The following is a 25,666-nucleotide window of genomic DNA, read 5'->3' as shown; positions in this document are numbered from 1 at the left end:
TGGAACCGTCGGCAAGCAGTCTCCGTACAACCCGGGAGAGATGTAGATGTCCGTATCGGACGAGACCACCACCGTCACCGACGGCATCATCCTGACCGACGCCGCCGCGGCCAAGGTCAAGGCCCTGCTCGACCAGGAAGGCCGTGACGACCTGGCGCTGCGCGTCGCCGTCCAGCCCGGCGGCTGCTCCGGCCTGCGCTACCAGCTCTTCTTCGACGAGCGCTCGCTCGACGGCGACGTGGTGAAGGACTTCGACGGCGTCAAGGTCACCACCGACCGCATGAGCGCCCCGTACCTGGGCGGCGCCACCATCGACTTCGTGGACACGATCGAGAAGCAGGGCTTCACGATCGACAACCCGAACGCGACGGGCTCCTGCGCCTGCGGCGACTCCTTCAGCTGAGCCGCGCGGCGCCGGCGATCGGCGTACGAAGAGGGCGGCGGCCCGGGACACCCCGGGCCGCCGCCCTTTCTCGCGTCCGCGGCGTCACCGGCCCCCGGTGGGCCCCGGGAGCCGCGCGCCCGGCTTGTGCGCCGGGATCTCCTCGCCGCCCGAGCCCACGACCTTCCGGTCGCCCAGCGGCTCGTCGAGCGGCACCGTCCGCTCGTGCTCCTTCGCGATCAGGATGCAGACCTTCTCCGGGTGCGGGGTCTCGGTCACCGTGACCGTCACCTTCCCCGCGCTCTCCTTCGCCGTCGCCGCGTAGTCGGCGCAGACCCCGCCCGTGAAGTGCACGGTCAGCTCCCCGCCCGCGGCCGTGTAGCCCCGTACCTCCACGTCCCGCTGCTCGCCGCCCGGGGCCGAGGTCGGCTCCTGGGACGGAGCGGGCGCCGCGGTGGTCAGGTACTTCGGGTCGACCGCCGGGTAGGTGACCGTGACGGCGTCCTCCGCACCCGGCGTCCGCACCTCGAACAGCCAGGACGGCACCAGCGTCTGCCGCCCCTGGACCGGGTGCGCGGCCAGCCCGAACACCGCCTCCTCGACCGTCACCGTCTGCTTCTCCGGCTTCTTCGGCGCGCCCGTCGGCAGCTCGCAGGGCGTGTCCGCGCCGTCCCGGTGCGGTACGGGGCTCGCGCAGCCCCCGATCCCGGCGCCGGGGGCGCTGCCCGGTGAGTTCAGCAGCGCCAGCGTCTCCTCGGCGCCCAGGACGGGATACGTGTCCCCCTTGACCGGCGCCTTCACCTGCCCGCTGCCGCCGACCACGTCACCCTGCGCGCCGACCACCACACCGGTCGTCCAGCCGTACGTGGGCAGCCCGCCGACCTCGGGTTCGGCGTTCACGGCGCGCCGGGCGCCCATGACCTGGCCGGCGTCCAGCTTGGCGTCGTCCTGTCCCAGCGCCTTCAGCACGGGCGCCGCCGCCTTCTTCGCGGCCGCCTCGCTCACCGGGTCGCCCGTCCCGTCGGCGGACGGGGCCTTGCACGCGGCGCCCTTCCCGCAGTCGTCCGTGCCGGGCGTGTACCGGTGGAAGGTCCAGGTGCCCGGTGCCTGCTTGTTCACCGTGAGCAGCGGCCCGGAGCCGTCCTCGGCGTTTCCGGCCTTCCACGCCCCGCCCTGGACCCGCGGCGCCCCCTCGATGCCGAGCGCCTTCGCCAGGCGGGCCACCTCCTCCTCGGTGACCTCGCCCTTCGCCCGGTACACGGGCGCCGAGCCGGGCCCCTCGGGGAGTGTGCCGTCGGCGCGGTAGGTGACGCCGTAGGGGTCGGGCTCGCCGGGTGCGATGCCGTGCGTACCGTCCTGGCCGTCCTGGCCGCCCGGGGAAGGCGCCCCGTAGCCGTCCAGGGCGAGCGGCGGGGGAGTGCCGTCACCGGACGCGCCGGACGACGTACCGCCGCCGTCCTGGCCGCCACCGGAGGCGGACGTGGCCAGATACGCCCCGCCGGTCCCGACCAACAGCACGGCGGCGGCGACGGACGCGACGGCGAGCGCCGGGGGACGCCGCCGCGCGGGACGCCCGGTACCGGCCTCGTCGGCGGCGGTGGCGTCGTCGTTGTCGGGTCGCTCGGTGTTCACCGCATCGCTCCTTCGGCTGTTACTGGGGACAGCGATGGGACGCGGTGGGTAAGGATCCGGTTCCCGGCGGTGCCGGGCGTCGCCCGAACGGCCCCGGAGCCGTCGGCTGCGGCCCTCAGTCGCCGTAGTCCGACATCGCCTCCAGCAGCCTGGCCGACGTCTGCGGCACCCGCACGCCGTGGATCAGCGAGACGGGGACGGGACGGGTGGAGACCTTGACCGGAGCCTCCCAGCGCGGGGCCATCCGGGCGCAGTCACCACGCAGCGACGCCAGGTCGCCGTCCAGGTCGGCCGGGGCGGGGTCGGCGGTCCTCAGGTTCGTCATGACAGAACCGTAGGCACGTTGCGGACCGCGAAGAAAGTTGTACTACCGGGTAGTTTTGCCTGCTTCGGTCAGGCGGCGGTCCCGGGTAGCGTGAACTGTCAACCCGCCTCCCCTCAGGAGAGAGTCCACGCCGTGCGCATCGCAGTCACCGGCTCCATCGCCACCGACCACCTCATGACCTTCCCCGGCCGATTCTCCGACCAGCTCGTCGCGGACCAGTTGCACACGGTCTCGCTCTCCTTCCTGGTCGACCAGCTCGAGGTGCGCCGGGGCGGCGTCGCCGCGAACATCGCCTTCGGCATGGGCCAGCTGGGCACCCGCCCGATCCTGGTCGGCGCCGCCGGCCCGGACTTCGACGAGTACCGGGCCTGGCTGGACCGGCACGGCGTCGACACCGGGTCGGTGCGCATCTCCGAGACCCTGCACACCGCCCGCTTCGTCTGCACCACGGACGCCGACCACAACCAGATCGGCTCCTTCTACACGGGTGCGATGAGCGAGGCCCGCCTCATCGAGCTCAAGACCGTCGCCGACCGGGTGGGCGGCCTCGACCTGGTCTCCATCGGCGCCGACGACCCGGAGGCGATGCTCCGGCACACCGAGGAGTGCCGCACGCGGTCCATCCCCTTCGCCGCGGACTTCTCCCAGCAGATCGCCCGGATGAACGGCGACGAGATCCGCATACTGCTGGACGGGGCGACCTACCTCTTCTCCAACGAGTACGAGAAGGGGCTCATCGAGACCAAGACCGGTTGGACGGACGAGGAGATCCTCGGCCGCGTCGGCCACCGCGTCACCACCCTCGGCGCGCGGGGCGTGCGCATCGAGCGGGTCGGCGAGGCGACCATCGAGGTCGGCGTCCCCGACGAGGAGCGCAAGGCCGACCCCACGGGCGTCGGCGACGCCTTCCGCGCGGGGTTCCTGTCCGGACTGGCGTGGGGGGTCTCGCTGGAGCGGGCGGCGCAGGTGGGCTGCATGCTGGCGACCCTCGTCATCGAGACGGTGGGTACGCAGGAGTACCAGCTGCGGCGCGGGCACTTCATGGAGCGGTTCACCAAGGCGTACGGCGACGAGGCGGCCGAGGAGGTCCAGGCGCACCTGGCCTGATCCGGCCCGGCGGGCGGGGGGCTGGTCGCTCCCCCACTCTCGGCTTCGCTCGAGCGGGGGGACCCCACACCGCCCACCCGTGCCGCGGGGGGACCCCCATCGCGGCGGAGCCGCACATCGGCAACCAGCCCCGCGCCCGAGCGGTCAGCTCACCCGGCGGACCAGATAGGCCGTCCCGCTCTCCGCCGGCTCCTCGCCCACGTACTCCTGCCCCCGCATCTCGCACCACGCCGGGATGTCCAGGCGGGCCGCCTCGTCGTCGGAGAGGACGCGGACCGTGCCGCCGACGGGGACGTCGCCGATGACCTTGGCGAGTTCGATCACCGGGACGGGGCAGCGCCGGCCGATCGCGTCCACCACGAGGTCGCCCCCGGTCTCCGGGGCGGCCTCCGTCGCCGTCGGCGCGCCCAGCTTCTCCCGCACCGCGGCCACCGTGCCCGGCAGCACCTCCAGGAACCGTTCGACGTCCTCGGCCGGCGTCCCCGGCGGCAACGACACCCGGACGTTGCCCTCGCTGAGCACGCCCATCGCCCTCAGGACGTGGCTCGGCGTCAGGGTGCTGCTCGTGCAGGACGACCCGGAGGAGACCGAGAAGCCGGCACGGTCCAGCTCGTGCAGCAAGGTCTCCCCGTCGACATAGAGACACGAGAAGGTGACGACGCCGGGCAGCCGGCGCACCGGATCGCCGACCACCTCCACGTCCGGCACCAGGGCCGGCACCCGGGTCCGGATCCGCTCCGTGAGTTCCCGCAGCCGGGCCGCCTCCTCGGCCGCCTCGGCGCGCACCGCCCGCAGCGACGCCGCCGCGGCCACGATCGCCGGGAGGTTCTCGAAACCGGGCGCCCGGCCCGACTCCCGCTCGTCCCCGGGCCCTTGCGGCGCGAACCGCACCCCTTTGCGCACGACGAGCAGCCCGACCCCCGACGGCCCGCCCCACTTGTGGGCGCTGGCGGTGAGCAGCGACCAGTCACCCGTCACCCTGCCCCACCCCAGGGACTGGGCGGCGTCCACCAGCAGCGGCACGCCCGCCGCCCGGCAGGCCTCGGCCACCTCGGCCACCGGCTGCTCGGTGCCCACCTCGTGGTTGGCCGACTGGAGGCAGGCCAGCGCGGTGTCGTCGCGCAGGGCGTCCGCGCAGGCGTCCGGGTCCACCGCCCCCGTCCGGTCCACGGGCATCTGAGTGACCGTGCCGCCGCCGGCCTCGTGCGCCTCGGCGGCGTGCAGTACGGAGGAGTGTTCGACCGCTGACACGATCAGGTGGGACCCGGTCCGGCGACGCCCGGCCAGCGCCCCCGCGACCCCCGAATGGACCGCTCGCGTCCCCGAAGGAGTGAACACCAACTCGTCCGCCCGGCACCCCACGGCCTCCGCGGCCGCCTCCCGGGCGGCGTCGAGCAGCATCCGCGCCCGTCGCCCTTCCCGGTACAGCCGCGCGGGATCGGCCCACCCTTCGTCGAGGGAGGCCTGAAGGGCCTGCCGGGCGACGGGATGAAGAGGAACGGCGGAAGCAGCATCGAAGTAGGCCACACGCCAACGCTATGACGCCCGCCGGGGAAGTGCTTTCGAGGGGCGCGGGGCCGTGCTCGACATGCGGCTCGGCGCGCGTGGGCGCGAGCGGCCACGACGCACCGTCAGCCGCCGAACAACCCCAGCTCGCACCCCGCGTAGGCGCCCCGTCCCACCCTTTCAGGGTGCCCCCCGGCGCGTATGCCACCCTCCCCGCGACCCCTCGGAGAGCGTCGGCTAGGGTTTGGTCCGCATAAACATCAAACCCCTGCCCGACGCAGGGCGGCGACCGACCAGCGAGAAGGCCGCAGCCGAACAGCGCGGGCGAGACTCTCGGGAAGGCGCTACGTGAGTCCCAACGGCTCCGACCGCTCGCCGCGGCGCCCGATGCGGCGGAAGCTGCTGCAGGCACTGACCGCGGGCCTGGTCCTGGCGACCGCCACCGGTTGCACATACGAGGACTTCCCCCGCCTCGGCATGCCCACCCCAACCACGGAAGAGGCTCCGCGGATCCTCTCCCTGTGGCAGGGCTCCTGGGCAGCCGCGCTGGCCACCGGCGTGCTGGTGTGGGGCCTGATCCTGTGGAGTTGCTTCTTCCACCGGCGCACCCGCACCAAGGTCGAGGTTCCTCCGCAGAACAGGTACAACCTGCCCATCGAGGCGCTGTACACCATCGTTCCGCTCGTCATCGTCTCGGTGCTGTTCTACTTCACCGCCCGCGACGAGTCCGAGCTCATGAGCCTGAAGAAGAAGCCCGACGTCACGGTCAACGTGGTCGGCTTCCAGTGGAGCTGGTGCTTCAACCACGTCGAGAACGTCGAGGGTTCCACCGGCGACGCCAAGACCTCCAAGGAACTGGCCGCCATCCCGGACCGCTTCAAGGACGACTTCCCGGCGAACGCCGGCGGCGTCTACGACTGCGGTGTCCCGGGCACCAAGAACCCGCAGAACGGCAACCCCGGCCCGACCCTCTGGCTCCCCAAGGGCAAGACGGTCCGCTTCGTCCTGACCTCGCGTGACGTCATCCACTCCTTCTGGGTGGTGCCGTTCCTCATGAAGCAGGACGTCATCCCGGGCCACACCAACGCCTTCGAGGTGACCCCCAACAAGGAGGGCACCTTCATGGGCAAGTGCGCCGAGCTGTGCGGCGTGGACCACTCCCGGATGCTGTTCAACGTGAAGGTCGTCTCCCCGGAGCGCTACGAGCAGCACCTTCAGGACCTCGCTAAGAAGGGGCAGACCGGTTACGTTCCCGCCGGCATCGCGCAGACGAGCCACGAGAAGAACCGGGAGACGAACAACCTGTGAGCATCCTCAATGAACCCCAGGGTGCCGCGGCAGGGTCCCACTACCAGGACGAACTGCCGGTCCGGCGCCAGAGGCGTGGCGAGATCGTGGTCAAGTGGCTGACGACCACCGACCACAAGACGATCGGCACGCTGTACCTGGTGACGTCGTTCGCGTTCTTCGTGATCGGCGGCGTGATGGCGCTCTTCATGCGCGCCGAGCTGGCCCGTCCGGGCCTGCAGATCATGTCGAACGAGCAGTTCAACCAGGCGTTCACGATGCACGGCACGATCATGCTGCTGATGTTCGCGACGCCGCTGTTCGCGGGCTTCGCGAACTGGATCATGCCGCTGCAGATCGGCGCGCCCGACGTCGCCTTCCCGCGGCTGAACATGTTCGCCTACTGGCTGTACCTGTTCGGCTCGCTTATCGCGGTGGGCGGGTTCCTGACCCCGCAGGGCGCGGCCGACTTCGGCTGGTTCGCCTACTCGCCGCTGTCCGACGCGGTGCACTCGCCGGGCATCGGCGGTGACCTGTGGATCATGGGCCTGGCCTTCTCCGGCTTCGGCACGATCCTCGGCTCGGTCAACTTCATCACCACGATCATCTGCATGCGCGCGCCGGGCATGACCATGTTCCGCATGCCGATCTTCACCTGGAACGTGCTGCTGACCGGTGTGCTGGTCCTGCTGGCCTTCCCGGTCCTGGCCGCGGCCCTGTTCGCGCTGGAGGCGGACCGCAAGTTCGGTGCGCACATCTTCGACTCGGCCAACGGCGGAGCACTGCTGTGGCAACACCTCTTCTGGTTCTTCGGACACCCAGAGGTGTACATCATCGCGCTGCCGTTCTTCGGCATCGTCAGTGAGATCATCCCGGTCTTCTCCCGGAAGCCGATCTTCGGCTACATGGGCCTGATCGCCGCGACGATCGCCATCGCCGGTCTGTCGGTGACCGTGTGGGCGCACCACATGTACGTCACGGGCGGCGTGCTGTTGCCGTTCTTCTCCTTCATGACCTTCCTGATCGCGGTCCCGACCGGTGTGAAGTTCTTCAACTGGATCGGCACCATGTGGAAGGGCAGCCTGTCCTTCGAGACACCGATGCTGTGGTCGACCGGCTTCCTGATCACCTTCCTCTTCGGTGGTCTGACCGGTGTCATCCTGGCCTCGCCGCCGCTGGACTTCCACGTCTCGGACTCGTACTTCGTGGTGGCGCACTTCCACTACGTGGTGTTCGGCACCGTGGTGTTCGCGATGTTCGCGGGCTTCCACTTCTGGTGGCCGAAGTTCACCGGCAAGCTGCTGGACGAGCGCCTCGGCAAGATCACCTTCTGGACGCTGTTCATCGGCTTCCACGGCACCTTCCTGGTCCAGCACTGGCTGGGCGCCGAGGGCATGCCGCGCCGGTACGCCGACTACCTGGCGGCCGACGGCTTCACCGCGCTGAACACGATCTCGACGATCAGCTCGTTCCTGCTCGGCATGTCCCTGCTGCCGTTCTTCTACAACATCTGGAAGACGGCCAAGTACGGCAAGCCGGTCAACGTGGACGACCCGTGGGGCTACGGCCGTTCGCTGGAGTGGGCGACCTCCTGCCCGCCGCCGCGGCACAACTTCCTCACGCTGCCGCGCATCCGCAGTGAATCCCCCGCCTTCGACCTGCACCACCCGGAGGTCTCGGCGATCGACCAGCTCGAGAACGTCGGTCACGGCGAGAAGACCCTCGCCGGTGGCAAGGAGGCCGGCAAGTGAAGATCCAGGGCAAGCTCTTCATCTGGCTGAGCGTCTTCATCCTGGCCGTCGCGATCGTCTACGGCTACTGGTCGAAGGAGCCGGCCGGCACCACGGCCCTCTTCCTGGCCTTCGGCCTGGCCATCATGATCGGCTTCTACCTGGCCTTCACGGCCAGGCGGGTCGACGCCGGTGCCCAGGACAACAAGGAAGCGGACGTCGCGGACGACGCCGGCGAGATCGGGTTCTTCAGCCCGCACAGCTGGCAGCCGCTGGCGCTCGGCATCGGCGGGGCGTTCGCCTTCATGAGCATCGCGATCGGCTGGTGGCTGATGTACTTCTCGGCCCCGATCATCCTGATCGGCCTGTTCGGCTGGGTCTTCGAGTACTACCGCGGTGAGAACCGCACCCAGTAGCACGCGCCGTGCGCCGAGGGGCCCGGACACTCCGTCAGGAGCGTCCGGGCCCCTTCGTCTGCCGTAACCCTCATCACCCGTCCGGCTTACCCGCCGTGCCGCCGTTGACGTTGCTCCCTAGCGTGAGGACATGAGCAACCCGGTTCACTTCCAGGCGCGGGGGCGTACGGTCGTCGGCTGCACCCTGCTGGTGATCGCCCTCGGCGCGAGCGTCACCGCCTGCAGCGGCGACGCCGACCACCCCCTGTCCGCAGCGCCCTACGACGCGGCGGGCCAGATCTCCTTCAACGGCCCCACGGACGTCGGGAAGAAGGCCGACCCGGACAAGCCCCTGGAGGTCGTCGCCGAGGGCGCCGACGGGCGCATCACGGACGTCACGGCCATGGACGCCACAGGCCGCTACGTGGCGGGCGAACTCTCCGCCGACGGGGCCCGCTGGCACAGCACCTCACCGCTGGCCGCCAACGCCCGCTACACGGTCCGCGTGAGCACCGAGGACGGCGACGGCGCGCCCGGCCGCAAGGTCCTCACCTTCGAGACCGGCAGGCCCAGCGCCAAGAAGACTCTGGACGTCTCCTTCGGCCCGAAGGCGGGCGCGTACGGCGTCGGCCAGCCCGTCACCGCGGAACTGAGCCAGCCGGTCGCGGACCCGGCCCAGCGGGCCATAGTGGAACGCGCCCTGAAGGTGCGCTCCACGCCCGCCGTGGAGGGTGCCTGGCACTGGGTCGACGACAAGAAGCTCCACTACCGGCCCAAGGAGTACTGGCCCGCGCACGCCACCGTCCAGGTCAGCAGCACCCTCGACGGCATCAAGATCGGCGACCGGATGTGGGGCGGTACGGCCAAGCCGCTGACCATCACCACGGACGACCGCGTCGTGGCCGTCACCGACGCCGCCGCCCACACGCTGACGGTCTACCAGGACGGCGAGGCGATCAGGCAGATCCCCGTCACGACGGGCAAGCCCGGCTTCGAGACCCGCAACGGCGTCAAGGTCGTCCTGGGCAAGGAATCCTTCGTACGCATGCGCAGCAGCACCGTCGGCATCGCCGAGGGCTCCTCGGAGTCGTACGACCTGCCCGTCTACTTCGCCACCCGGGTCACCTGGAGCGGCGAGTACGTGCACGCCGCCCCCTGGTCCGTCGGCTCGCAGGGTTCCGCGAACGTCAGCCACGGCTGCGTCGGCATGAGCACCGCCAACGCGGAGTGGTTCTTCGGCGCCGTCCAGGAGGGCGACCTCGTCGAGGTCGTGAACTCCGACGGCGAGACGATGGAGCCCTTCGGTAACGGCTTCGGCGACTGGAACCTGGACTGGGACAAGTGGCGCACGGGAAGCGCCCTCACGGGCGGCACGGGCGGCACGGCGAACCAGGACACGGCGAGACTGCGCCCGACGGTTGTGTAGCGCCCTGAGGGGCGCGGGGCCGTATCGGTGCGCGGCTCCGCCGCGTGGGCGCGCCCGGCCGCAACCGAGCCGCACCCGCCACACGACGCGCAGCCCCGCCCGGTAGGCGCCCTACGCGCTCTGCAGCCTCTTCTGCCGCAGCAGAGAGGCCAGCGCACCCGCGAACTCCACCGGCTCCACCGGCAACGCCACAGCCGCCTCCGCCCGGCTCCACGTCGCCAGCCACGCGTCCTGCGGCCGCGCGATGAGCAGCAGCACCGGCGGGCACCGGAACACCTCGTCCTTGATCTGCCGGCACAGCCCCATGCCGCCCATGGGCACCGCCTCGCCGTCCAGCACGCAGACGTCGATGCCGCCCTTGTCCAGCTCCTTGATCACGGCGGCGGGGGTCGCGCACTCCACGAACTCGACCACGGGCACGTCCGGGGCGGGCCGGCGACCGGTCGCCAGCCGCACCTGCTCGCGGGTGTTGGAGTCGTCGCTGTAGACCAGCACCGTGGCGGTCGGCTGCATGCTTCCTCCGATACGCAGTGAAACAGTCGTAGCCCGTCGCGGCGGATGCTACTCCCTCCCACTGCCCGTCAACACTGGTTCGGACACGGCTTCGACGGTCCGTTCGATGGGCCATCCGGGCAGTACAGACGGGGGGAACACACCGAACGGCACCCCCCGGGGTGAGGGCGGGATAAGCGACCGACATAATGTCGGTCGTGGCGACAGCAACGACAGTAGAAACCGGGCACGCGCACCCGTCGGTCAACCGGCCGAACCTCACCAGCGTCGGAACCATCATCTGGTTGAGTTCCGAGCTGATGTTCTTCGCGGCCCTCTTCGCGATGTACTTCACCCTGCGATCGGTGACCGGCCCGGACTTCTGGTCCGAGAAGGCCGACGCGCTGAACTTCCCGTTCTCCGCGACGAACACCACGATCCTGGTGCTCTCCTCCCTCACCTGCCAGCTCGGCGTGTTCGCGGCCGAGCGCGGGGACGTGAAGAAGCTCCGGATGTGGTTCATCGTCACCTTCGTGATGGGTGCGATCTTCATCGGCGGCCAGGTGTTCGAGTACACCGAGCTGGTCAAGCACGAGGGCCTCTCGCTCTCGTCCGACCCGTACGGCTCGGTGTTCTACCTGACCACCGGCTTCCACGGACTGCACGTGACGGGCGGCCTCATCGCCTTCCTGCTGGTCCTCGGCCGCACCTACGCGGCCCGGAGGTTCACTCACGAGCAGGCGACCGCGGCCATCGTCGTGTCCTATTACTGGCACTTCGTCGATGTCGTCTGGATCGGCCTCTTCGCCACGATCTACATGATCAAGTAGTCGCGGCACGCACCCGCGCAATACCAGAAGCATCGACGCAGAAGATCCTGACACCGGGGTAATCCGTGAAAAAGCTCTCCGCACGACGACGCCACCCGCTGGCGGCGCTCGTCGTCCTACTCCTCGCGCTGGCATGCACAGGGGGGCTGTACGCCGCGTTCGCACCCGCGGACAAGGCGCAGGCCGATGAAACCGCCCAGTCCCTCGCCATCGACGAGGGCAAGAAGCTCTACGCCGTCGGCTGTGCCAGCTGCCACGGCACCGGAGGTCAGGGCACCACCGACGGTCCGAGCCTGGTCGGCGTGGGCGCCGCGGCCGTCGACTTCCAGGTGGGCACCGGCCGTATGCCGGCCCAGCAGCCGGGTCCGCAGGTCCCGCGCAAGAAGGTCATCTACTCCCAGGCGGAGATCGACCAGCTGGCGGCCTACGTCGCCTCGCTGGGTGCCGGTCCGGCCATCCCGTCCGAGGAGAAGTACGGCCCGGAGGGCGCGGACTCCGCCAAGGGCGGCGAGCTGTTCCGCACCAACTGCGCGCAGTGCCACAACTTCACCGGCAAGGGCGGCGCACTGACCCACGGCAAGTACGCGCCCACCCTCGAGGATGTCGACCCCAAGCACATCTACGAGGCCATGCAGACGGGCCCGCAGAACATGCCCTCCTTCCCCGACACCACGCTGTCGGAGCAGAACAAGAAGGACATCATCGCCTACCTGGACGCGGTCAACAGTGACGACACCGTGGACCCCGGCGGTCTCTCGCTGGGTGGCCTGGGGCCGGTCAGTGAAGGCCTCTTCGGCTGGATCTTCGGCCTCGGTGGCTGCATCGCCGTCGCCGTGTGGGTCGCCGCTCGGACCGCAAAGGCCAAGAAGTCATGAGTAGCCAAGACATTCCAGAAGAGAACCTGCCCGCTGAGCAGCGCGGCACCCACGCGCCGAAGCCCGCGGACGACAAGAACCCGTTCGCGGACCCCGGCCTGCCGCCCCACGAGCACCGGATCCAGGACATCGACGAGCGGGCCGCCAAGCGGTCCGAGCGCACGGTCGCCCTGCTGTTCACGGTCTCGATGCTGGCGACCATCGGCTTCATCGCCTCGTTCGTCGCGATCCCGCACGACAAGTCGATCTACGTCTTCCCGCTCGGGCACATCAACGCGATGAACCTCGCGCTCGGCCTGACGCTGGGCGTGGCGCTCTTCGCCATCGGCGCGGGCGCCGTCCACTGGGCGCGCACCCTGATGTCCGACGAGGAGGTCGCCGACGAGCGGCACCCCATCGAGGCCTCGCCCGAGATCCGTGCCAAGGTCCACGCGGACTTCAAGCAGGGTGCCAAGGAGTCGGCGATCGGCCGGCGCAAGCTGATCCGCAACACGATGCTGGGCGCGCTCACCCTGGTGCCGCTCTCCGGCGTCGTCCTGCTGCGCGACCTCGGCCCGCTGCCCGGGACCAAGCTGCGCCACACGCTGTGGAACAAGGGCAAGCTGCTCGTCAACATGAACACGAACGAGCCGATGCGTCCGTCGGACATCGCGGTCGGTTCGCTCACCTTCGCCAAGCCCGAGGGCCTGGACGAGCACGACCACGGCTTCCAGAACGAGATCGCCAAGGCTGCCCTGATGCTCATCCGGCTGGAGCCGGAGGCCATCAAGGACAAGCGGGAACTCGAGTGGTCCCACGAGGGCATCGTGGCGTACTCGAAGATCTGCACCCACGTCGGTTGCCCGATCTCCCTGTACGAGCAGCAGACGCACCACGCGCTGTGCCCCTGCCACCAGTCCACCTTCGACCTCGCCGACGGTGCCCGGGTGATCTTCGGTCCCGCCGGTCACGCCCTGCCGCAGCTGCGCATCGGCGTGAACGACGAGGGCTACCTCGAGGCCCTCAGTGACTTCGAGGAGCCCGTCGGTCCTGCATTCTGGGAGCGCGGATGAGTACTGCAGCCAACGAAGCACCCCGCTCTCGCGGGAAGGCCCCGGCCGGCGAACGTGTCGCCGACTGGGCCGACGGCCGGCTCGGGATCTACTCCCTGGCCAAGGCCAACATGCGCAAGATCTTCCCGGACCACTGGTCCTTCATGCTCGGTGAGATCTGCCTCTACAGCTTCATCATCATCATCCTCACGGGTGTGTACCTGACGCTGTTCTTCCACCCGTCGATGAACGAGGTGGAGTACCACGGCTCGTACGTCCCGATGCAGGGACAGCTGATGAGTGAGGCGTACAAGTCGACGCTCGACATCAGCTTCGACGTGCGCGGCGGTCTGCTGATCCGGCAGATCCACCACTGGGCGGCGATCATCTTCCTCGCCGGCATGTTCGTGCACATGATGCGCGTCTTCTTCACCGGCGCGTTCCGCAAGCCGCGTGAGATCAACTGGCTGTTCGGCTTCCTGCTGTTCGTCCTCGGCATGTTCACCGGCTTCACCGGTTACTCGCTCCCGGACGACCTGCTCTCCGGCACCGGTGTCCGCTTCACCCAGGGCGCGATCCTGTCCGTGCCGATCGTCGGCACGTACATCTCGATGTTCCTGTTCGGCGGGGAGTTCCCCGGGACCGACTTCGTCGCCCGGTTCTACTCGATCCACATCCTGCTGCTGCCGGGCATCATGCTCGGTCTCGTGGTCGGCCACCTGATCCTGGTCTTCTACCACAAGCACACGCAGTTCGCGGGTCCCGGCAAGACCAACAAGAACGTCGTCGGCATGCCGCTGCTGCCGGTGTACATGGCCAAGGCCGGAGGCTTCTTCTTCCTGGTCTTCGGTGTCATCGCGGCCATCGCCGGCATCGCCTCGGTCAACCCGATCTGGAGCATCGGCCCCTACCGGCCGGACCAGGTGTCCACGGGCGCCCAGCCCGACTGGTACATGGGCTTCGCCGAGGGTCTGGTCCGCGCCATGCCGGGCTGGGAGATCAACTTCTGGGGTCACACACTGGTCCTCGGTGTGTTCGTCCCGCTGGTGATCTTCGGTGTGTTCCTGGCGGTCATCGCCCTCTACCCGTTCATCGAGTCGTGGGTGACCGGGGACAAGCGCGAGCACCACATCCTGGACCGGCCGCGCAACGCCCCGACCCGTACGGCCTTCGGTGTCGCCTGGGTCACCGCGTACATGATCATGCTGATCGGTGGTGGCAACGACATCGTCGCCACGCACTTCCACCTGTCGATCAACGCGGTCACCTGGTTCGTGCGCATCGGGTTCTTCGTCGGCCCGGTCATCGCCTTCGTGGTCACCAAGCGGATCTGCCTCGGCCTCCAGCGCCGGGACAAGGAGAAGGTGCTGCACGGACGCGAGTCCGGCATCATCAAGCGCCTGCCGCACGGTGAGTTCATCGAGGTGCACGAGCCGCTCAGCCAGGAGCAGCTGCACACGCTCACGGCGCACGAGCAGTACAAGCCGGCCGAGATCGGCCCGACGGTCGACGAGAACGGCGTCCAGCGCAAGGTGAAGCGCACGGACAAGCTGCGCGCCAAGCTCAGCAAGTCGTACTACGGCCCGGAGTCGCAGATTCCGAAGCCGACCGTCGAGGAGTACAAGGAGATCACGAGCGGCCACGGCCACCACTGACCCTCCAGCGTCGCCACACCACGGTCGAAGGGCCCCGTCCGTTCCGCGGACGGGGCCCTTCGCCGTGCCCGGGGCTGGATAGGGTGGGAGCACACCTTCTCACCGTCATGCACACGATTCAGGAGCGGCTCATGAGCGCTTTGACCCCCGCTGGAGGCGACACCGCGGCGGGCCGCTCCTGGCCCGCCCTGCTGAACGGACTGGCGGACGGCCGTGACCTGACCGCCGACGAGACCGCCTGGGCACTGGACGTGATCATGCGCGGCGAGGCGACCGACGCGCAGATCGCCGGCTTCGCGGTCGGCCTCAGGTTCAAGGGCGAGACCGTCGAGGAGATCTCCGGTCTCGTCCGCACCATGTACGCGCACGCCAACGTCATCGAGGTGCCGGGGGAGACGGTCGACATCGTCGGCACCGGCGGCGACGGCGCCAAGACGGTCAACATCTCCACCATGTCGGCGATCGTGGTGGCCGGCACCGGCGCCAAGGTCGTCAAGCACGGCAACCGGGCCGCCTCCTCGGCGTCCGGGGCCTCCGACGTCCTGGAGAAGCTGGGCGTCAATCTGGAGCTGACGCCGAAGCGGGTGGCGGAGGTCGCCGAGGAGGCCGGCATCACCTTCTGCTTCGCGGTGAAGTTCCACCCGGCGCTGCGCCACGTGGCGGCGGCGCGCGGCCAGCTGGGCATCCGCACGGTGTTCAACTTCCTGGGTCCGCTGACCAACCCGGCGGGCGTCAAGGCCCAGGCGATCGGGGTCGCGCACGCCCGGATGGCGCCGATCATCGCCGGTGTCTTCGCCGAGCGCGGGCACTCCTCCCTGGTCTTCCGCGGCGACGACGGCCTCGACGAGCTGACCACGACGTCCACCTCCCGCGTCTGGATCGTGCGGGACGGCCGGGTGACCGAGCAGGCCTTCGACCCGCGGGACGTCGGTCTCGAACTGGTGCCGGTCGAGGCCCTGCGCGGTGCCGACGCCTCCTACAACGCCGACGTCGCCCGCCGCCTGCTGGCCGGCGAGAGGGGCCCGGTGCGGGACGCGGTGCTGCTGAACTCCGCGGCGGCCCTGGTCGCCCTGGAGCCCGGCGACGGGCCGCTGACCGAACAGATCCGGGCCGGCATGGACCGGGCCGCCGAGTCGATCGACTCGGGCGCCGCCGGGCGGGTCCTGGAGCGCTGGGTCGCGGCGAGCAACGCGTAGCCCACCCTCTCGTGTGACGTGCGTCCCGCGATCCGGACTCGGGTTGCGGGGCGCCGATCACTTCCCATAGGTTTTTCGACAGGTCATGAGTGACAGTCATGAGGCCCCGGCCGACTGTCCGGCAACCCTCCGTCCGTGGCGGGGTGCCCCGGGTGAAGACCAGGCCGTGGACAGCAAGGTCCACGGCAAGCGCGGACCCCTCGCGAAACCAGGGGTCCTGGGTCGTCCGAGGGAGTCTTCCGTGAACCAGCGAATGCGATAGGGCCGCAGAGCCCCGCCTCCGCACACCCCTTTTCCTCTTTCACAGCGTCCTTCTTCGCGCTGCTCTTTCACGGGAGTCCGCCATGTCCGTGCCCACCGCTGTCGCCACCCCGCTGCCCGTTCTCGGCCGGGACGTCACCGTCCCGCTCGTCACCGGCGGCGAGGTCACCTACGCCGCGCTCGACTACGCCGCCAGCGCGCCCGCGCTCCAGCGGGTCTGGGACGACGTGGCGGCCTACGCCCCTTACTACGGCAGCGTGCACCGCGGGGCCGGGTACCTGTCGCAGCTGTCGACCGACCTCTTCGAGAACTCCCGCAGGACCGTCGCCGAGTTCCTGGACTGCCGGGACGGCGACCAGGTGGTCTTCACCCGGTCCACCACCGACTCCCTGAACCTGCTCGCCGCCGCGCTGCCGGCCGGCTGCCGGGTCTTCGTGTTCGAGACCGAGCACCACGCCTCGCTGCTCCCCTGGCGCGACGCGGACGTGACCTACCTCGACGCCCCGCGCACCCCCGCCCAGGCCGTCGAGACCCTGGAGCGCGCCCTCGCCGCCCGCGAGCCGTACGGGCCCGCCCTGGTCTGCGTCACCGGCGCCTCCAACGTCACCGGCGAGCTGTGGCCGGTGCGGGAACTGGCCGCCGCCGCGCACGCGCACGGCGCCCGGATCGTGCTGGACGCCGCCCAGCTCGCCCCGCACCACCCCGTCTCGGTGACCGACCTGGACGTGGACTGGGTCGCCTTCTCCGGGCACAAGCTCTACGCCCCCTTCGGCTCCGGCGTGCTGGCCGGGCGGGCCGACTGGCTGCGCGCGGCCGAGCCCTACCTCGCGGGCGGCGGCGCCAGCCGCAGCGTCTCCCGGCGCGCGGACGGTGGCGTGGACGTCCAGTGGCACGACAGCGCCGCCCGGCACGAGGCCGGCTCGCCCAACGTCATCGGCGCCTACGCGATCGCCTCCGCCTGCAAGGCGCTCACCGAGGCCGGGTTCGACACGCTGGTCGCCCGCGAGGAGTACCTGATCGGGAAGGTGCGGGAGGGGCTCGCCGAGGTGCCCGAGGTGCGGGTCCTGTCCCTCTTCGGTGACGACGCTCCCCGGGTCGGGGTGCTCTCCTTCGTCGTCGACGGCTGGAACAGCTCCCACTTCGCCGCCGCGCTCTCCGCCGAGTACGGCATCGGAGTGCGCGACGGCCTCTTCTGCGCCCACCCGCTGGTGCGCACCCTGCTCGGCAGCGACCCCGAGACGCAGGGCGAATGCGGCGCTCTGGAGGCGGCGCCCGGCGAGAAGTCCCTCAACGCCATCCGCGTCAGCTTCGGCGCCGGCACCCCGGACGAGCACGTCGAGCGGTTCGTGGACGCCGTCAAGGAGCTGGTGCGCGACGGCGCCCGGTGGAACTACCGCACCGAGGACGGGCGTTGCGTGCCCGACACGTCCGCCGCCGCCGACACCTCCACCGTCTGAGCCGCCCGGCCCGGCAGTCGCGAGCCGAGCAGGATCATCCGCAGCGCCCGCTCGGTGGCGTCCGTGAGGAGTTCGGCCGCCCGCACCAGCGCGTCCGCCAGTGCCATCGGCGCCGGCATGATGCCGTGGAAGGCGTCCACCCCGGGCACCTCGTGCGCGCCCTCGCCGAGCGTGCCGGCCAGCGCGAGGACGGGACGGCCGTGCAGCTTGGCACGCCGGGCGACCTCGGCCGGGACCTTGCCGCGGGGCGTCTGGTGGTCCAGGGCGCCCTCGGCGGTGAGCACGAGGTCGGCGCGGGCCAGCCGGGCGTCCAGGTCCAGGTGATCGAGGAGGACGTCGAAGCGGGGCAGCAGCCGGGCTCCGACGGCGGCCAGACCCGCGCCCAGCCCGCCGGAGGCGCCGGTGCCGGGGCCCGTGCGCAGGTCGACGCCGACGGCCGCGAGGTCGCGGGTGAGGACCCGCGCCCAGTTCTCCAGCCCCTCCGACAACTCCTCGACCTGCGCGGGCGTCGCCCCCTTCTGCGGGCCGAACACCCGGGCCACGCCCCGCTGACCGCACAGCACGTTGAAGGGGTTGCAGGCGACCAGCAGTTCGGTGTCCTTCAGGCGCGGGTCGAGGCCGGACGGATCGATGCGGGCGAGGCGGATCAGCTCGCGTCCGCCGTGCGGGAGTTCGAAGCCGTCCGCGTCGAGCAGCCGCGCCCCGAGCGCCTGGAGCGCGCCCGCGCCCCCGTCGGACGTACCCGAGTCCCCGCAGCCGACCAGGACGCGCCGTACCCCGGTGTCGAGCGCGGCCCGGATCAGTTCGCCGACGCCGTACGTGGTCGTGGCGCCCGGGTCGCGCAGGGCGCGGGGGACCAGGGACAGCCCCGCGACGGCGGCCATCTCCACCACCGCCGTGTCCCGGCCGCCGAGCAGTGCGAAGTGGGTGCCGACGGGTTCGCCGACCGGGCCGGTGGCGGCCAGCGCGACCAGCCGCCCGCCCGTCGCGGCGGCCAGCGCGGTGGCGGTGCCCTCGCCGCCGTCCACCAGCGGGATGCGGTCGATCTCGGCGTCCGGCAGGACCCGGCGGACGCCCGCCGCGATGGCGTCGGCGGCGGCCTGGGCGGACAGGGACTCCTTGAAGCCGCTGGGGGCCACGGCGACCCGGTTGAGCAGGGAGGGCATCGAGGGCACGGAAGACATGGCGGGCTCCTTCAACGGGTCACGGGTACGCCGAGCAGCGGCCAGACGGCGGCGGCGAAGAACAGCACGAGCGCGGCGGTCAGCGGTGCCAGGACGGCGGACAGCCGCAGCAGGTCGCGCGGGGTGTAGGTGGGGGTGCCGGGGATGTCGGAGAAGAGCGTGACCGGCTTGGCGGAGGCCGGGAGCGTGTGACAGAAACCGGCCGCCGCCGTGGACGCGAGCGCGGCGGCGACCGGGTTGACCCCCGCGCCCACGGCCGCGGCGATCACCAGCGGCACCAGGACCGAGGAGCGGGCCGAGCGGGACTGGAGGACCAGGTGGGCCGCCGTGCTCACCGCGACCACGACGCCGAGGAAGACGGCCGGCGTGACGTCCGCGGGCAGCCCGGACACCAGCCACCTCGCCGCACCGGAGTCGGCGAGCGCCACGCCCATCGCCATGGTCGCCGCCATGAACAGCAGCAGCGACCACGGCACGGTCTTGAGCGCGTCCTTGAGGCGTACGGTGCCCAGCGCGGGGGAGGAGGCGACGACCGCGCCGATCAGCGCCACCACCGCGGGCGGGACGTGGTGCAGCGGCTCACTGCACCAGAGGGCCACCACCGTGGCCAGCAGCAGGGCGCAGCGCTTCTCCGCCTGGGTCCAGGGGCCGGTGACCGGGTCCTCGCTGTGCCGCTGTATCTCCTCGGCGGTGATGTGCACCGGGCCCCTGCGGTCCGCCCGCCGAGTGGTCGTCAACAGGACCGTCTCGGCGGCCAGGTGCGACGAGGCCACCGCCAGCGGCAGCCCGAGCAGCAGCCACTGGGTGAAGCCGATCCGGTCCCCGGTCGCCTCCCACAGCACCGACACGGTGATCAGGTGGGCGCCCGCGCCGATCAGCGTCGCCACCGCCGACAGCAGGATCACCGTCGGGAACAGCAGCGCCAGCATCACCACCAGCCGCTTGCGGTCCGCGAGGGCCTTGGCGAGGGCGAGGAACACCGGCAGCGCGAGCGCCGCCCGCCCCGACGTCGCCGGCACCGCGAACGCGGTGACGACCAGCGCGGCCGTCGTCAGGTGCACCAACTGCCGTACGCTGCGCGCCCCGCCGACCAGGAACGCCGCCGCCCGCCCGGCGAGCCCGGTCCGCGCCACCGCCGCGGCCAGCACGAAGGCGCAGATCAGCAGCCACACCGTGTCGTCACCGAGGGTGCCGAAGAGGGTGTCGCTGCTGATCACGCCGGTCGCGGTCAGCGCGAGTCCGGCGCCCAGCGCGATGTACGTGTCGTCGATCGGCGTACCGATCCAGGCACAGGTCGCCAGCGCGAACACGGCGAGGGTGAGGCGCGCGTCGCCGCCGAGGGCCGGGAAGTTGCCGGGCACCGCCAGCAGTGCGCACAGGGACAGGGCCACGCAGAGGGCCGCCGCGAGGCGGAGGTTCAACGTCACGTCATCGAGGATTCACGGGGGCGGTGAGCCATCGATGAGCGTCACATGAAGGAAACTTCACCAGGCAGGCAGCCGGTACCCCATCCCGCGCACCGTCTCGACCTGCTGCGCCCCGAGCTTCTTGCGCAGCGCCCGCACGTACACGTCCACGATGTTGGAGCCGGGGTCGAAGTCGTAGCCCCACACGTGCGACAGGATCTGCTCGCGGGACAGTACCTGCCCCGGGTGGCGCAGGAACAGTTCGAGCAGCACGAACTCACGGGCCGTCAGGTCGACGGTGCGCTCCCCGGCGCGGGCCCGGCGGGTGCGCAGGTCCAGGCTGAGCGCCCCCGACTTCAGCACCGTCACCTCGGGCGCCCTGGCCGCCGTACGCAGCCTGAGCCGTACCCGGGCGAGCAGTTCCTCGAAGCGGAACGGTTTGGTCATCCAGTCGTCGGCGCCGCCCTCCAGGCCGGCCACCGTGTCCCGTACGGAGTCCCTGGCGGTCAGCACGATCACCGGGGTCGTCACCCGGGACTCGCGCAGCTCGCGCAGGACCGTGAAGCCGTCCCGGCCGGGCAGCCCGATGTCCAGGACGACCAGGTCGAAGCCGCCGGTGAGGGCGTACTCGTAGGCGGCGTCGCCGTCGGCGACGGCGGTGGTGGTGAAGCCGTTGGCGCGCAGGCCCTTCTCGACGAAGGAGGCGATGCGCTCCTCGTCCTCGACGATGAGGATGCGGTTCATGGGCGTGCCTCTTCCGCGATCAGTCGGAATCAAGTGTCAGTACGAAGGTGGCGCCGCCACCCTCGGTGGTGCGCAGGCCGACCCGCCCGCCGTGGCCCTCCGCGATCGCCTTCACGATCGACAGCCCGAGACCGGCGCCGGTCCCGCGCACCCCGCGCCGGGCCGTGCCGCGCCGGAAGCGCTCGAAGATGACCTCGGCGTCCTGCGCCTGCACGCCGGGGCCGGAGTCGGCGACGTACAGCTCGACGCGGGCGCCGTCGGCGCGGGAGCCGATGCGGATGGTCTGGCCGGCGGTGGTGTGCTGCACGGCGTTCTGCGCGAGCTGCACCATGGCCTGCGTGATCCGCTGGGGGTCCAGCCGCACCTCGCGGTCGGCGACCTGGTCCAGTACCCAGTCGCGGTCGCCGAGGGTGCGGGCCTTGACGTAGACGTCGGCGGTGAGTTCGGCGAGCTGCACGGGCTCGGGGGTGACGAAGTCGGGGCGCTCGGTCTTGGCGAGCAGCAGCAGGTCCTCGACGATGCGGCTCATCCGGTCCAGTTCGTCGGTGACCAGGCGGACGGTCTCCTCCCGCTCCGCCGGGTCGTCGCCCATCAGTTCCAGGTGGCCGCGCACGATGGTGATCGGGGTGCGCAGCTCGTGGCCCGCGTCGTCGACGAACCGGCGCTGGGCGGCGAAGGCGCGCTCCAGCCGGTCGAGCATGGCGTTGAACGTCTCGGCGAGCGCGGCCACGTCGTCGTTGCCGTGCACCGGGATGCGCCGGGTCAGGTCCTGCTCGGTGAGCTGCGCGGCCGTCGTGCGCACCAGCCGCACCGGCTTGAGGATGCGGCCCGCGACCACCCAGGCGATGCCCGTCGTCATCAGCAGGGCGACGCCGGAGATGGCGAGCAGGACGCGGAACACCTCGTCGGCCCGCTCCTGTTCGCGCCCCGGGTGGAAGGCGACCACGAACGCCGCCGCCGGTTCGCCGCCGTACCGGGCGACGGTGACCTTGGCCCAGCGGACCTCGCCCTCGGGCCGGTGCAGGGTGCCGGTGGAGTCGGGCGAGGCGTAGATGGTGCGCAGGGCGTCGCCGTCCTCGTGCAGGGGCAGGGCGACCGGGATCTCGCGCTGCTGCACGAACTTGGTCGGTCGGTCGCCCACGTTGCCCACCAGGCCGAGCAGTTCCTCGTCCAGGTCGGCGTACTGCCGTTGCAGGAAGACCTTCAGCAGCCGTTCCGGGTCGGTGAACGGCAGGCCGGTCTCCGGGTCGAAGCCCTGCTCCTCGAAGTTGGCGAACTCCCCGGCCTCCTGCGCGAGCAGCCCGTTGATCCGCTGGTCGGTGTCGTGCAGCAGGATCGAGCGGGTGGTCGTGGCCACCGAGGCGAGGGCGACCGCCATCACGAGCAGCAGCCAGAGCAGGATGCGGACGCGGGCCGAGATCCGGCGGCGCTCACGGTCAGCCGTCGTCGCCGGGTCCGTCGTCGGCGGATCCTTCGGCGCCGGAGTCGTCCCCGGTTCCCTGGCCTCGGTCGTCGTCATCGTCGTCATCCGGAGGGCTGTCGGTCACCGGCGGCCGGGTCACCACCTGGTCGCTGGGCGTCGGCTCGGGTGAGGAGGAGGTGGGCGTCGGGGTGGGGGAGCCGCTCTCCAGCTCCACCTTGGACGGGACCTTGGGTTCCTGGGGGCTGTCGGTGAGGGCGAAGCTCGTCGCGGCGATGCCGAGCGGGATCAGGACGACGGCCGCCAGGGCCGCCATCCGGCGTGAGAAGACCATGCCCCTGATACTGCGCCCGGTACCCGGCTCTCCGGATGAGCCCGGGATGAAGAACTCTTCATCGGGCGCGCGGGCCGGGCGCCGGGATCAGTTGTCCAGCCCGATGGCGAAGGCCGCCTCCAGGTCGTGCTGCGAGTACGTCCGGAACGCCACGTGCGTGTCCGTGCCCTCCACGCCCGGGATCTTGCTGATCCGGCCGGGGATGACCTCGGCCAGGTCCTCGTGCCGGCTCACCCGCACCATCGCGATCAGGTCGTAGGTGCCGGTGACGGAGAAGACCTCGCTGACGTTCTCCAGCGCGGCGATCCGCTCCGCGATCTCGGGGATGCGGTCCACGCTGGTCTTGATGAGGACGATCGCGCTGATCACGGCTGGTTCTCTCCCTCGGGCGCCGCCACTGGAACGCTCTTCACTCTAGTCGTACGCCCGAACCGCACCCAGGCGAAGACGAAGCCCAGCCCGAAGCCCACCAGGTGCGCGAGGTACGCCACCCCCGGCCCGTCGCCCGCCCGCCCCGCCGCCGTCCACTGCAGGGCCACCCAGAACGGCAGCACGACCCAGGCGGGGAAGCGCAGCGGCAGGAAGAAGAGGAAGGGCAGGAGGCTGGTCACCCGGGCGCGCGGGAAGAGGAAGAGGAACGCGCCGAGGACCGCGGAGATCGCCCCGGAGGCGCCGACCAGGGACTGCTGGGAGTGGGCGTTGGCGCCCGCGTAGCCGAGCAGGGCCAGGTAGCCGCACCCGAGGTAGAACAGGGCGAACTGGAGTCGGCCCATCCGTTCCTCGGTCATCGCGCCGAAGACGTACAGGAAGAGCATGTTGCCCAGCAGGTGCACCCAGCTGCCGTGCACGAACAGCGCCGTGGCGGGCGTGAGGGCCGAACCCGGGGAGTCCTCGAACAGTTCTGCGGGGATCACGCCCCACCGTCGGAAGTACGCCCGCTGGGCGGCGAGCAGCTCCTCCCCGGTGCCGTACACCGGATTCAGGCCGGCCGCCGGACTGATCAGGAACAGCAGGCAGCACAGGGTGATCAGCGTGTACGTCACGGGCGCGGCCCGGCCCCGGGCGGTGCGGGCCGGGCCGAGTGCCCTGACCGCTGCGACCCTTCTGCGGACCGACGTGCTCCAGTTGCGGATCATGGATACAGAGCATGACGTAACGGGACGCAACCACCCAGGTCGCCTCGCCGCCGTGGACACGCGGGCGTCGGGTACCCGCCAGGCCGTAGGGTTACGAGCCACACGCACCGGGGGAGCCCGGCGCGTCACCGACACTGGAAGAGAGCGAACAGCCACGATGACGGTTCCCCTGCCGACCGAGACGACGCGGTGGCGCTGCATGCTCTGCGGCAACCTCACCCGCTTCGACGTCACCCGGGCCTCGAAGGTCGTCGAGTACGTGCACCTCGATCTGGCCGGCGAGCCGAAGGTCGAGGAGCGCGAGGTGCTCAGTGAGACCATCGAGTCGGTGCGGTGCCGCTGGTGCAACGCCGTGGACCAGGTGGAACTCGTCGACAGGCCGGGTGCCGCCTCCTGATCACGGGAGCGGCCCCGCACGAGGTGATCCCGTCCGGGATCACGCGGAGACATTGGGGTGACGGATGGTGGAGACACAGGGCGGTGGGCCGGGCGACGGCGCCGCCGAGGTGCTCGACCGGCCGCTGCCCGACGGCGTGCGCCGCAGGGTCGTGCAGATCGTCTCCGACGGCTTCGGCGGTCTCACGCCCGGCGAACTGCCGGCACAGCTGAGACAGTACGCCAGGTTCACCCCGAACCGCAGGGCCAAGTTCGCCGGCAACGCCATGGCCGCCGCCGTCGAGACCGACACGCTGTTCCGCCAGCGCATCGGCGAGAAGTTCCGCGACGCCCAGCCGGAACTGGCCGGGGCCCTGGACGCCGGCTCCCCGCCCCCGGCCGCCGACCCGCTGGACGTCGCGGCGGCGGCCTACGTGCTGCGGCCGCACGGCTGGGTGAAGCTGGTGACCGCCGCCGGCGAGGAGGCGCAGCGCGCGGACGCCGAGCGCGCCGACGAGGAGAGCCGCGCGGAGCTGGAGCGGCTGCACGAGGAGCTGGCCCGCGCCCGCGAGCACACCAGGGCCGAGACCGAGCGGCTGCGCGCCGAGCTGGACGCGTCGAAGCGGGAGGCCGAATCGCTGCACCGCAAGCTGCGCTCCGCCCTCAGCGACGTCAAGCGCGGCGAGGCGGCGCTGCGCAAGGTCCAGGCCGAGATCGACGCCGTACGCGCCGAGGGGCACGCCCAGGTCTCCGCCGCCGAGAGCGAGACCCGGCGGCTCAAGGCCCGGCTCACCGAGGCCGAGGCGGCCCTGGAGGCCACCCGCAAGGCGGCCCGCGAGGGGCGCAGCGTCGAGGACATGCGCGTACGGCTGCTCCTGGACACCCTGCTGGACGCCACGCAGGGGCTGCGCCGGGAGCTGGCCCTGCCGCCGGTGTCCGTGCGGCCCGCCGAGACGGTGGACGCGGTCGAGCCCGGCCGCATGACGCCGAAGGACATCGCCAACCGCGCCCTGTCCGAACACGACCCCGCCGTCCTCGACCAGTTGCTCGCGCTGCCCCAGGCCCACCTCGTCGTCGACGGCTACAACGTCACCAAGACCGGCTATCCGCAGATGCCGCTGGAGAAGCAGCGGCTGCGGCTGCTCGGCCAGCTCTCCCAGCTCGCCGCCCAGACCGGCGCGGAGACCACCTGCGTCTTCGACGGGGCCGAACTGGCGGCGCCGGTGCTGCTCGCGCCGCCGCGCGGGGTCCGGGTGCTGTTCTCCAAGCCCGGCGTCACCGCCGACGAGCTGATCCGCCAACTGGTGCGGGCCGAGCCGCCGGGACGGCCGGTCATCGTGGTCTCCACCGACCGCGAGGTCGCCGACGGCGTCGCGCGCGCCGGCGCACGCCCGGTGGCGTCCGCGGTGCTCCTCAAGCGGCTTTCCTGACCCCCTGCTCCACTTTCGTGCCAACCATAACGTCGGAGTTGTATGCCCGT

The 25,666-nt window shown here is 71.1% G+C and carries 25 protein-coding genes and 1 riboswitch; of the genes, 14 read left to right on the top strand and 11 right to left on the bottom strand.

The annotated features are described in order from the left end of the window. Positions 1 to 46 precede the first annotated feature (46 nt). Entirely contained in the window at positions 47 to 403 is a 357-nt protein-coding gene (locus ACLIN4_RS09890; RefSeq protein ID WP_043373791.1) for an iron-sulfur cluster assembly accessory protein, read from the top strand. A gap of 84 nt (positions 404 to 487) precedes the next feature. Here the strand turns inward: ACLIN4_RS09890 and ACLIN4_RS09885 are convergent, their stop codons facing one another. Both ACLIN4_RS09885 and ACLIN4_RS09880 read right to left on the bottom strand, forming a co-directional pair. Further along, complete coding sequence (locus tag ACLIN4_RS09885; RefSeq protein ID WP_107477090.1) at positions 488 to 2,014, bottom strand: hypothetical protein; 1,527 nt, start codon at positions 2,012 to 2,014, stop codon at positions 488 to 490. Between the two features lie 115 nt (positions 2,015 to 2,129). Then, a complete protein-coding gene (locus ACLIN4_RS09880) occupies positions 2,130 to 2,339 on the bottom strand; it encodes a hypothetical protein (protein WP_100044214.1) in 210 nt (69 codons plus the stop codon). A gap of 132 nt (positions 2,340 to 2,471) precedes the next feature. Here ACLIN4_RS09880 and ACLIN4_RS09875 point away from each other — a divergent pair, with 132 nt between their 5' ends. Then, positions 2,472 to 3,446, top strand: a complete 975-nt coding sequence (locus ACLIN4_RS09875; protein ID WP_289903763.1) for a carbohydrate kinase family protein — start codon at positions 2,472 to 2,474, stop codon at positions 3,444 to 3,446. A 144-nt stretch (positions 3,447 to 3,590) separates the two neighbouring features. Here ACLIN4_RS09875 and ACLIN4_RS09870 read toward each other — a convergent pair whose 3' ends face one another. Next, positions 3,591 to 4,973, bottom strand: a complete 1,383-nt coding sequence (locus ACLIN4_RS09870) for a cysteine desulfurase/sulfurtransferase TusA family protein (RefSeq protein WP_289903765.1) — start codon at positions 4,971 to 4,973, stop codon at positions 3,591 to 3,593. A gap of 327 nt (positions 4,974 to 5,300) precedes the next feature. On the opposite strand from ACLIN4_RS09870, the gene coxB reads away from it, so the two are divergent. The 4 genes from coxB (at position 5,301) to ACLIN4_RS09850 (ending at position 9,790) form a co-directional block, all read left to right on the top strand. Further along, entirely contained in the window at positions 5,301 to 6,260 is a 960-nt protein-coding gene (gene coxB / locus ACLIN4_RS09865; protein WP_100044211.1) for a cytochrome c oxidase subunit II, read from the top strand. Beyond that, positions 6,257 to 7,990 carry a cytochrome c oxidase subunit I gene (gene ctaD / locus ACLIN4_RS09860; RefSeq protein ID WP_107477091.1) on the top strand — a complete coding sequence of 578 codons (1,734 nt, stop codon included), beginning with the start codon at positions 6,257 to 6,259 and terminating at the stop codon, positions 7,988 to 7,990. The genes coxB and ctaD overlap by 4 nt, the downstream gene beginning before the upstream one ends. Then, positions 7,987 to 8,385 (top strand): cytochrome c oxidase subunit 4, encoded by a 399-nt coding sequence (locus ACLIN4_RS09855; RefSeq protein ID WP_107477092.1) that lies wholly within the window; start codon positions 7,987 to 7,989, stop codon positions 8,383 to 8,385. The genes ctaD and ACLIN4_RS09855 overlap by 4 nt, the downstream gene beginning before the upstream one ends. Positions 8,386 to 8,515: 130 nt before the next feature. Next, the gene (locus ACLIN4_RS09850) at positions 8,516 to 9,790 is read left to right on the top strand and encodes a L,D-transpeptidase (protein ID WP_290013178.1); all 1,275 of its coding nucleotides are present in this window, start codon (positions 8,516 to 8,518) and stop codon (positions 9,788 to 9,790) included. Positions 9,791 to 9,901: 111 nt separating this feature from the next. On the opposite strand, the gene ACLIN4_RS09845 is transcribed toward ACLIN4_RS09850, so the two are convergent. Beyond that, entirely contained in the window at positions 9,902 to 10,303 is a 402-nt protein-coding gene (locus ACLIN4_RS09845) for a hypothetical protein (protein ID WP_019327931.1), read from the bottom strand. 188 nt (positions 10,304 to 10,491) lie between these two features. Between ACLIN4_RS09845 and ACLIN4_RS09840 the strand changes: the two genes are divergently transcribed. The 6 genes from ACLIN4_RS09840 to ACLIN4_RS09815 all read left to right on the top strand — a co-directional run bounded on the left by ACLIN4_RS09840 (position 10,492) and on the right by ACLIN4_RS09815 (position 17,587). Further along, complete coding sequence (locus tag ACLIN4_RS09840; RefSeq protein WP_029393865.1) at positions 10,492 to 11,112, top strand: cytochrome c oxidase subunit 3; 621 nt, start codon at positions 10,492 to 10,494, stop codon at positions 11,110 to 11,112. Positions 11,113 to 11,177: 65 nt separating this feature from the next. Next, positions 11,178 to 11,987 carry a c-type cytochrome gene (locus ACLIN4_RS09835; RefSeq protein WP_107477093.1) on the top strand — a complete coding sequence of 270 codons (810 nt, stop codon included), beginning with the start codon at positions 11,178 to 11,180 and terminating at the stop codon, positions 11,985 to 11,987. Then, complete coding sequence (locus ACLIN4_RS09830; protein ID WP_100044207.1) at positions 11,984 to 13,039, top strand: ubiquinol-cytochrome c reductase iron-sulfur subunit; 1,056 nt, start codon at positions 11,984 to 11,986, stop codon at positions 13,037 to 13,039. The genes ACLIN4_RS09835 and ACLIN4_RS09830 overlap by 4 nt, the downstream gene beginning before the upstream one ends. Further along, positions 13,036 to 14,673 (top strand): cytochrome b, encoded by a 1,638-nt coding sequence (locus ACLIN4_RS09825; RefSeq protein ID WP_107477094.1) that lies wholly within the window; start codon positions 13,036 to 13,038, stop codon positions 14,671 to 14,673. Before ACLIN4_RS09830 ends, ACLIN4_RS09825 begins: the two co-directional genes overlap by 4 nt. Positions 14,674 to 14,804: 131 nt before the next feature. Then, positions 14,805 to 15,869, top strand: coding sequence for an anthranilate phosphoribosyltransferase (trpD, locus tag ACLIN4_RS09820; RefSeq protein ID WP_107477095.1), 1,065 nt, complete (start codon positions 14,805 to 14,807; stop codon positions 15,867 to 15,869). 81 nt (positions 15,870 to 15,950) lie between these two features. After that, positions 15,951 to 16,067, top strand: a riboswitch (SAM riboswitch). Between the two features lie 146 nt (positions 16,068 to 16,213). Then, the gene (locus ACLIN4_RS09815; protein ID WP_411575675.1) at positions 16,214 to 17,587 is read left to right on the top strand and encodes an aminotransferase class V-fold PLP-dependent enzyme; all 1,374 of its coding nucleotides are present in this window, start codon (positions 16,214 to 16,216) and stop codon (positions 17,585 to 17,587) included. Here the strand turns inward: ACLIN4_RS09815 and ACLIN4_RS09810 are convergent. The 7 genes from ACLIN4_RS09810 to ACLIN4_RS09780 all read right to left on the bottom strand — a co-directional run bounded on the left by ACLIN4_RS09810 (position 17,521) and on the right by ACLIN4_RS09780 (position 23,811). Further along, complete coding sequence (locus tag ACLIN4_RS09810) at positions 17,521 to 18,744, bottom strand: glycerate kinase (protein WP_179342359.1); 1,224 nt, start codon at positions 18,742 to 18,744, stop codon at positions 17,521 to 17,523. The genes ACLIN4_RS09815 and ACLIN4_RS09810 overlap by 67 nt on opposite strands. A gap of 38 nt (positions 18,745 to 18,782) precedes the next feature. Next, positions 18,783 to 20,198, bottom strand: coding sequence for an SLC13 family permease (locus tag ACLIN4_RS09805; protein WP_290013177.1), 1,416 nt, complete (start codon positions 20,196 to 20,198; stop codon positions 18,783 to 18,785). Between the two features lie 57 nt (positions 20,199 to 20,255). Next, a complete protein-coding gene (locus ACLIN4_RS09800; RefSeq protein WP_100044203.1) occupies positions 20,256 to 20,921 on the bottom strand; it encodes a response regulator transcription factor in 666 nt (221 codons plus the stop codon). A 19-nt stretch (positions 20,922 to 20,940) separates the two neighbouring features. Beyond that, entirely contained in the window at positions 20,941 to 22,440 is a 1,500-nt protein-coding gene (locus ACLIN4_RS09795; protein ID WP_179342358.1) for a sensor histidine kinase, read from the bottom strand. After that, positions 22,358 to 22,675, bottom strand: coding sequence for a small secreted hydrophilic protein (locus tag ACLIN4_RS09790; RefSeq protein ID WP_100044202.1), 318 nt, complete (start codon positions 22,673 to 22,675; stop codon positions 22,358 to 22,360). The genes ACLIN4_RS09795 and ACLIN4_RS09790 overlap by 83 nt, the downstream gene beginning before the upstream one ends. Before the next feature lie 87 nt (positions 22,676 to 22,762). Continuing rightward, positions 22,763 to 23,044 (bottom strand): Lrp/AsnC family transcriptional regulator, encoded by a 282-nt coding sequence (locus ACLIN4_RS09785; protein WP_100044201.1) that lies wholly within the window; start codon positions 23,042 to 23,044, stop codon positions 22,763 to 22,765. Further along, positions 23,041 to 23,811 carry a rhomboid family intramembrane serine protease gene (locus ACLIN4_RS09780; RefSeq protein ID WP_107477098.1) on the bottom strand — a complete coding sequence of 257 codons (771 nt, stop codon included), beginning with the start codon at positions 23,809 to 23,811 and terminating at the stop codon, positions 23,041 to 23,043. Before ACLIN4_RS09780 ends, ACLIN4_RS09785 begins: the two co-directional genes overlap by 4 nt. A gap of 157 nt (positions 23,812 to 23,968) precedes the next feature. Here ACLIN4_RS09780 and ACLIN4_RS09775 point away from each other — a divergent pair, with 157 nt between their 5' ends. Beyond that, positions 23,969 to 24,208 carry a hypothetical protein gene (locus ACLIN4_RS09775; protein ID WP_100044199.1) on the top strand — a complete coding sequence of 80 codons (240 nt, stop codon included), beginning with the start codon at positions 23,969 to 23,971 and terminating at the stop codon, positions 24,206 to 24,208. Between the two features lie 64 nt (positions 24,209 to 24,272). Beyond that, complete coding sequence (locus ACLIN4_RS09770) at positions 24,273 to 25,616, top strand: NYN domain-containing protein (protein ID WP_107477099.1); 1,344 nt, start codon at positions 24,273 to 24,275, stop codon at positions 25,614 to 25,616. Positions 25,617 to 25,666: the final 50 nt, after the last annotated feature.

Source organism: Streptomyces mutabilis (assembly GCF_046628145.1).
In the GTDB taxonomy this organism is placed as follows: Bacteria; Actinomycetota; Actinomycetes; order Streptomycetales; family Streptomycetaceae; genus Streptomyces; species Streptomyces mutabilis.
Note: the sequence above shows the minus strand (reverse complement) of the source record. Positions and strands in the feature narration are given on the sequence as shown.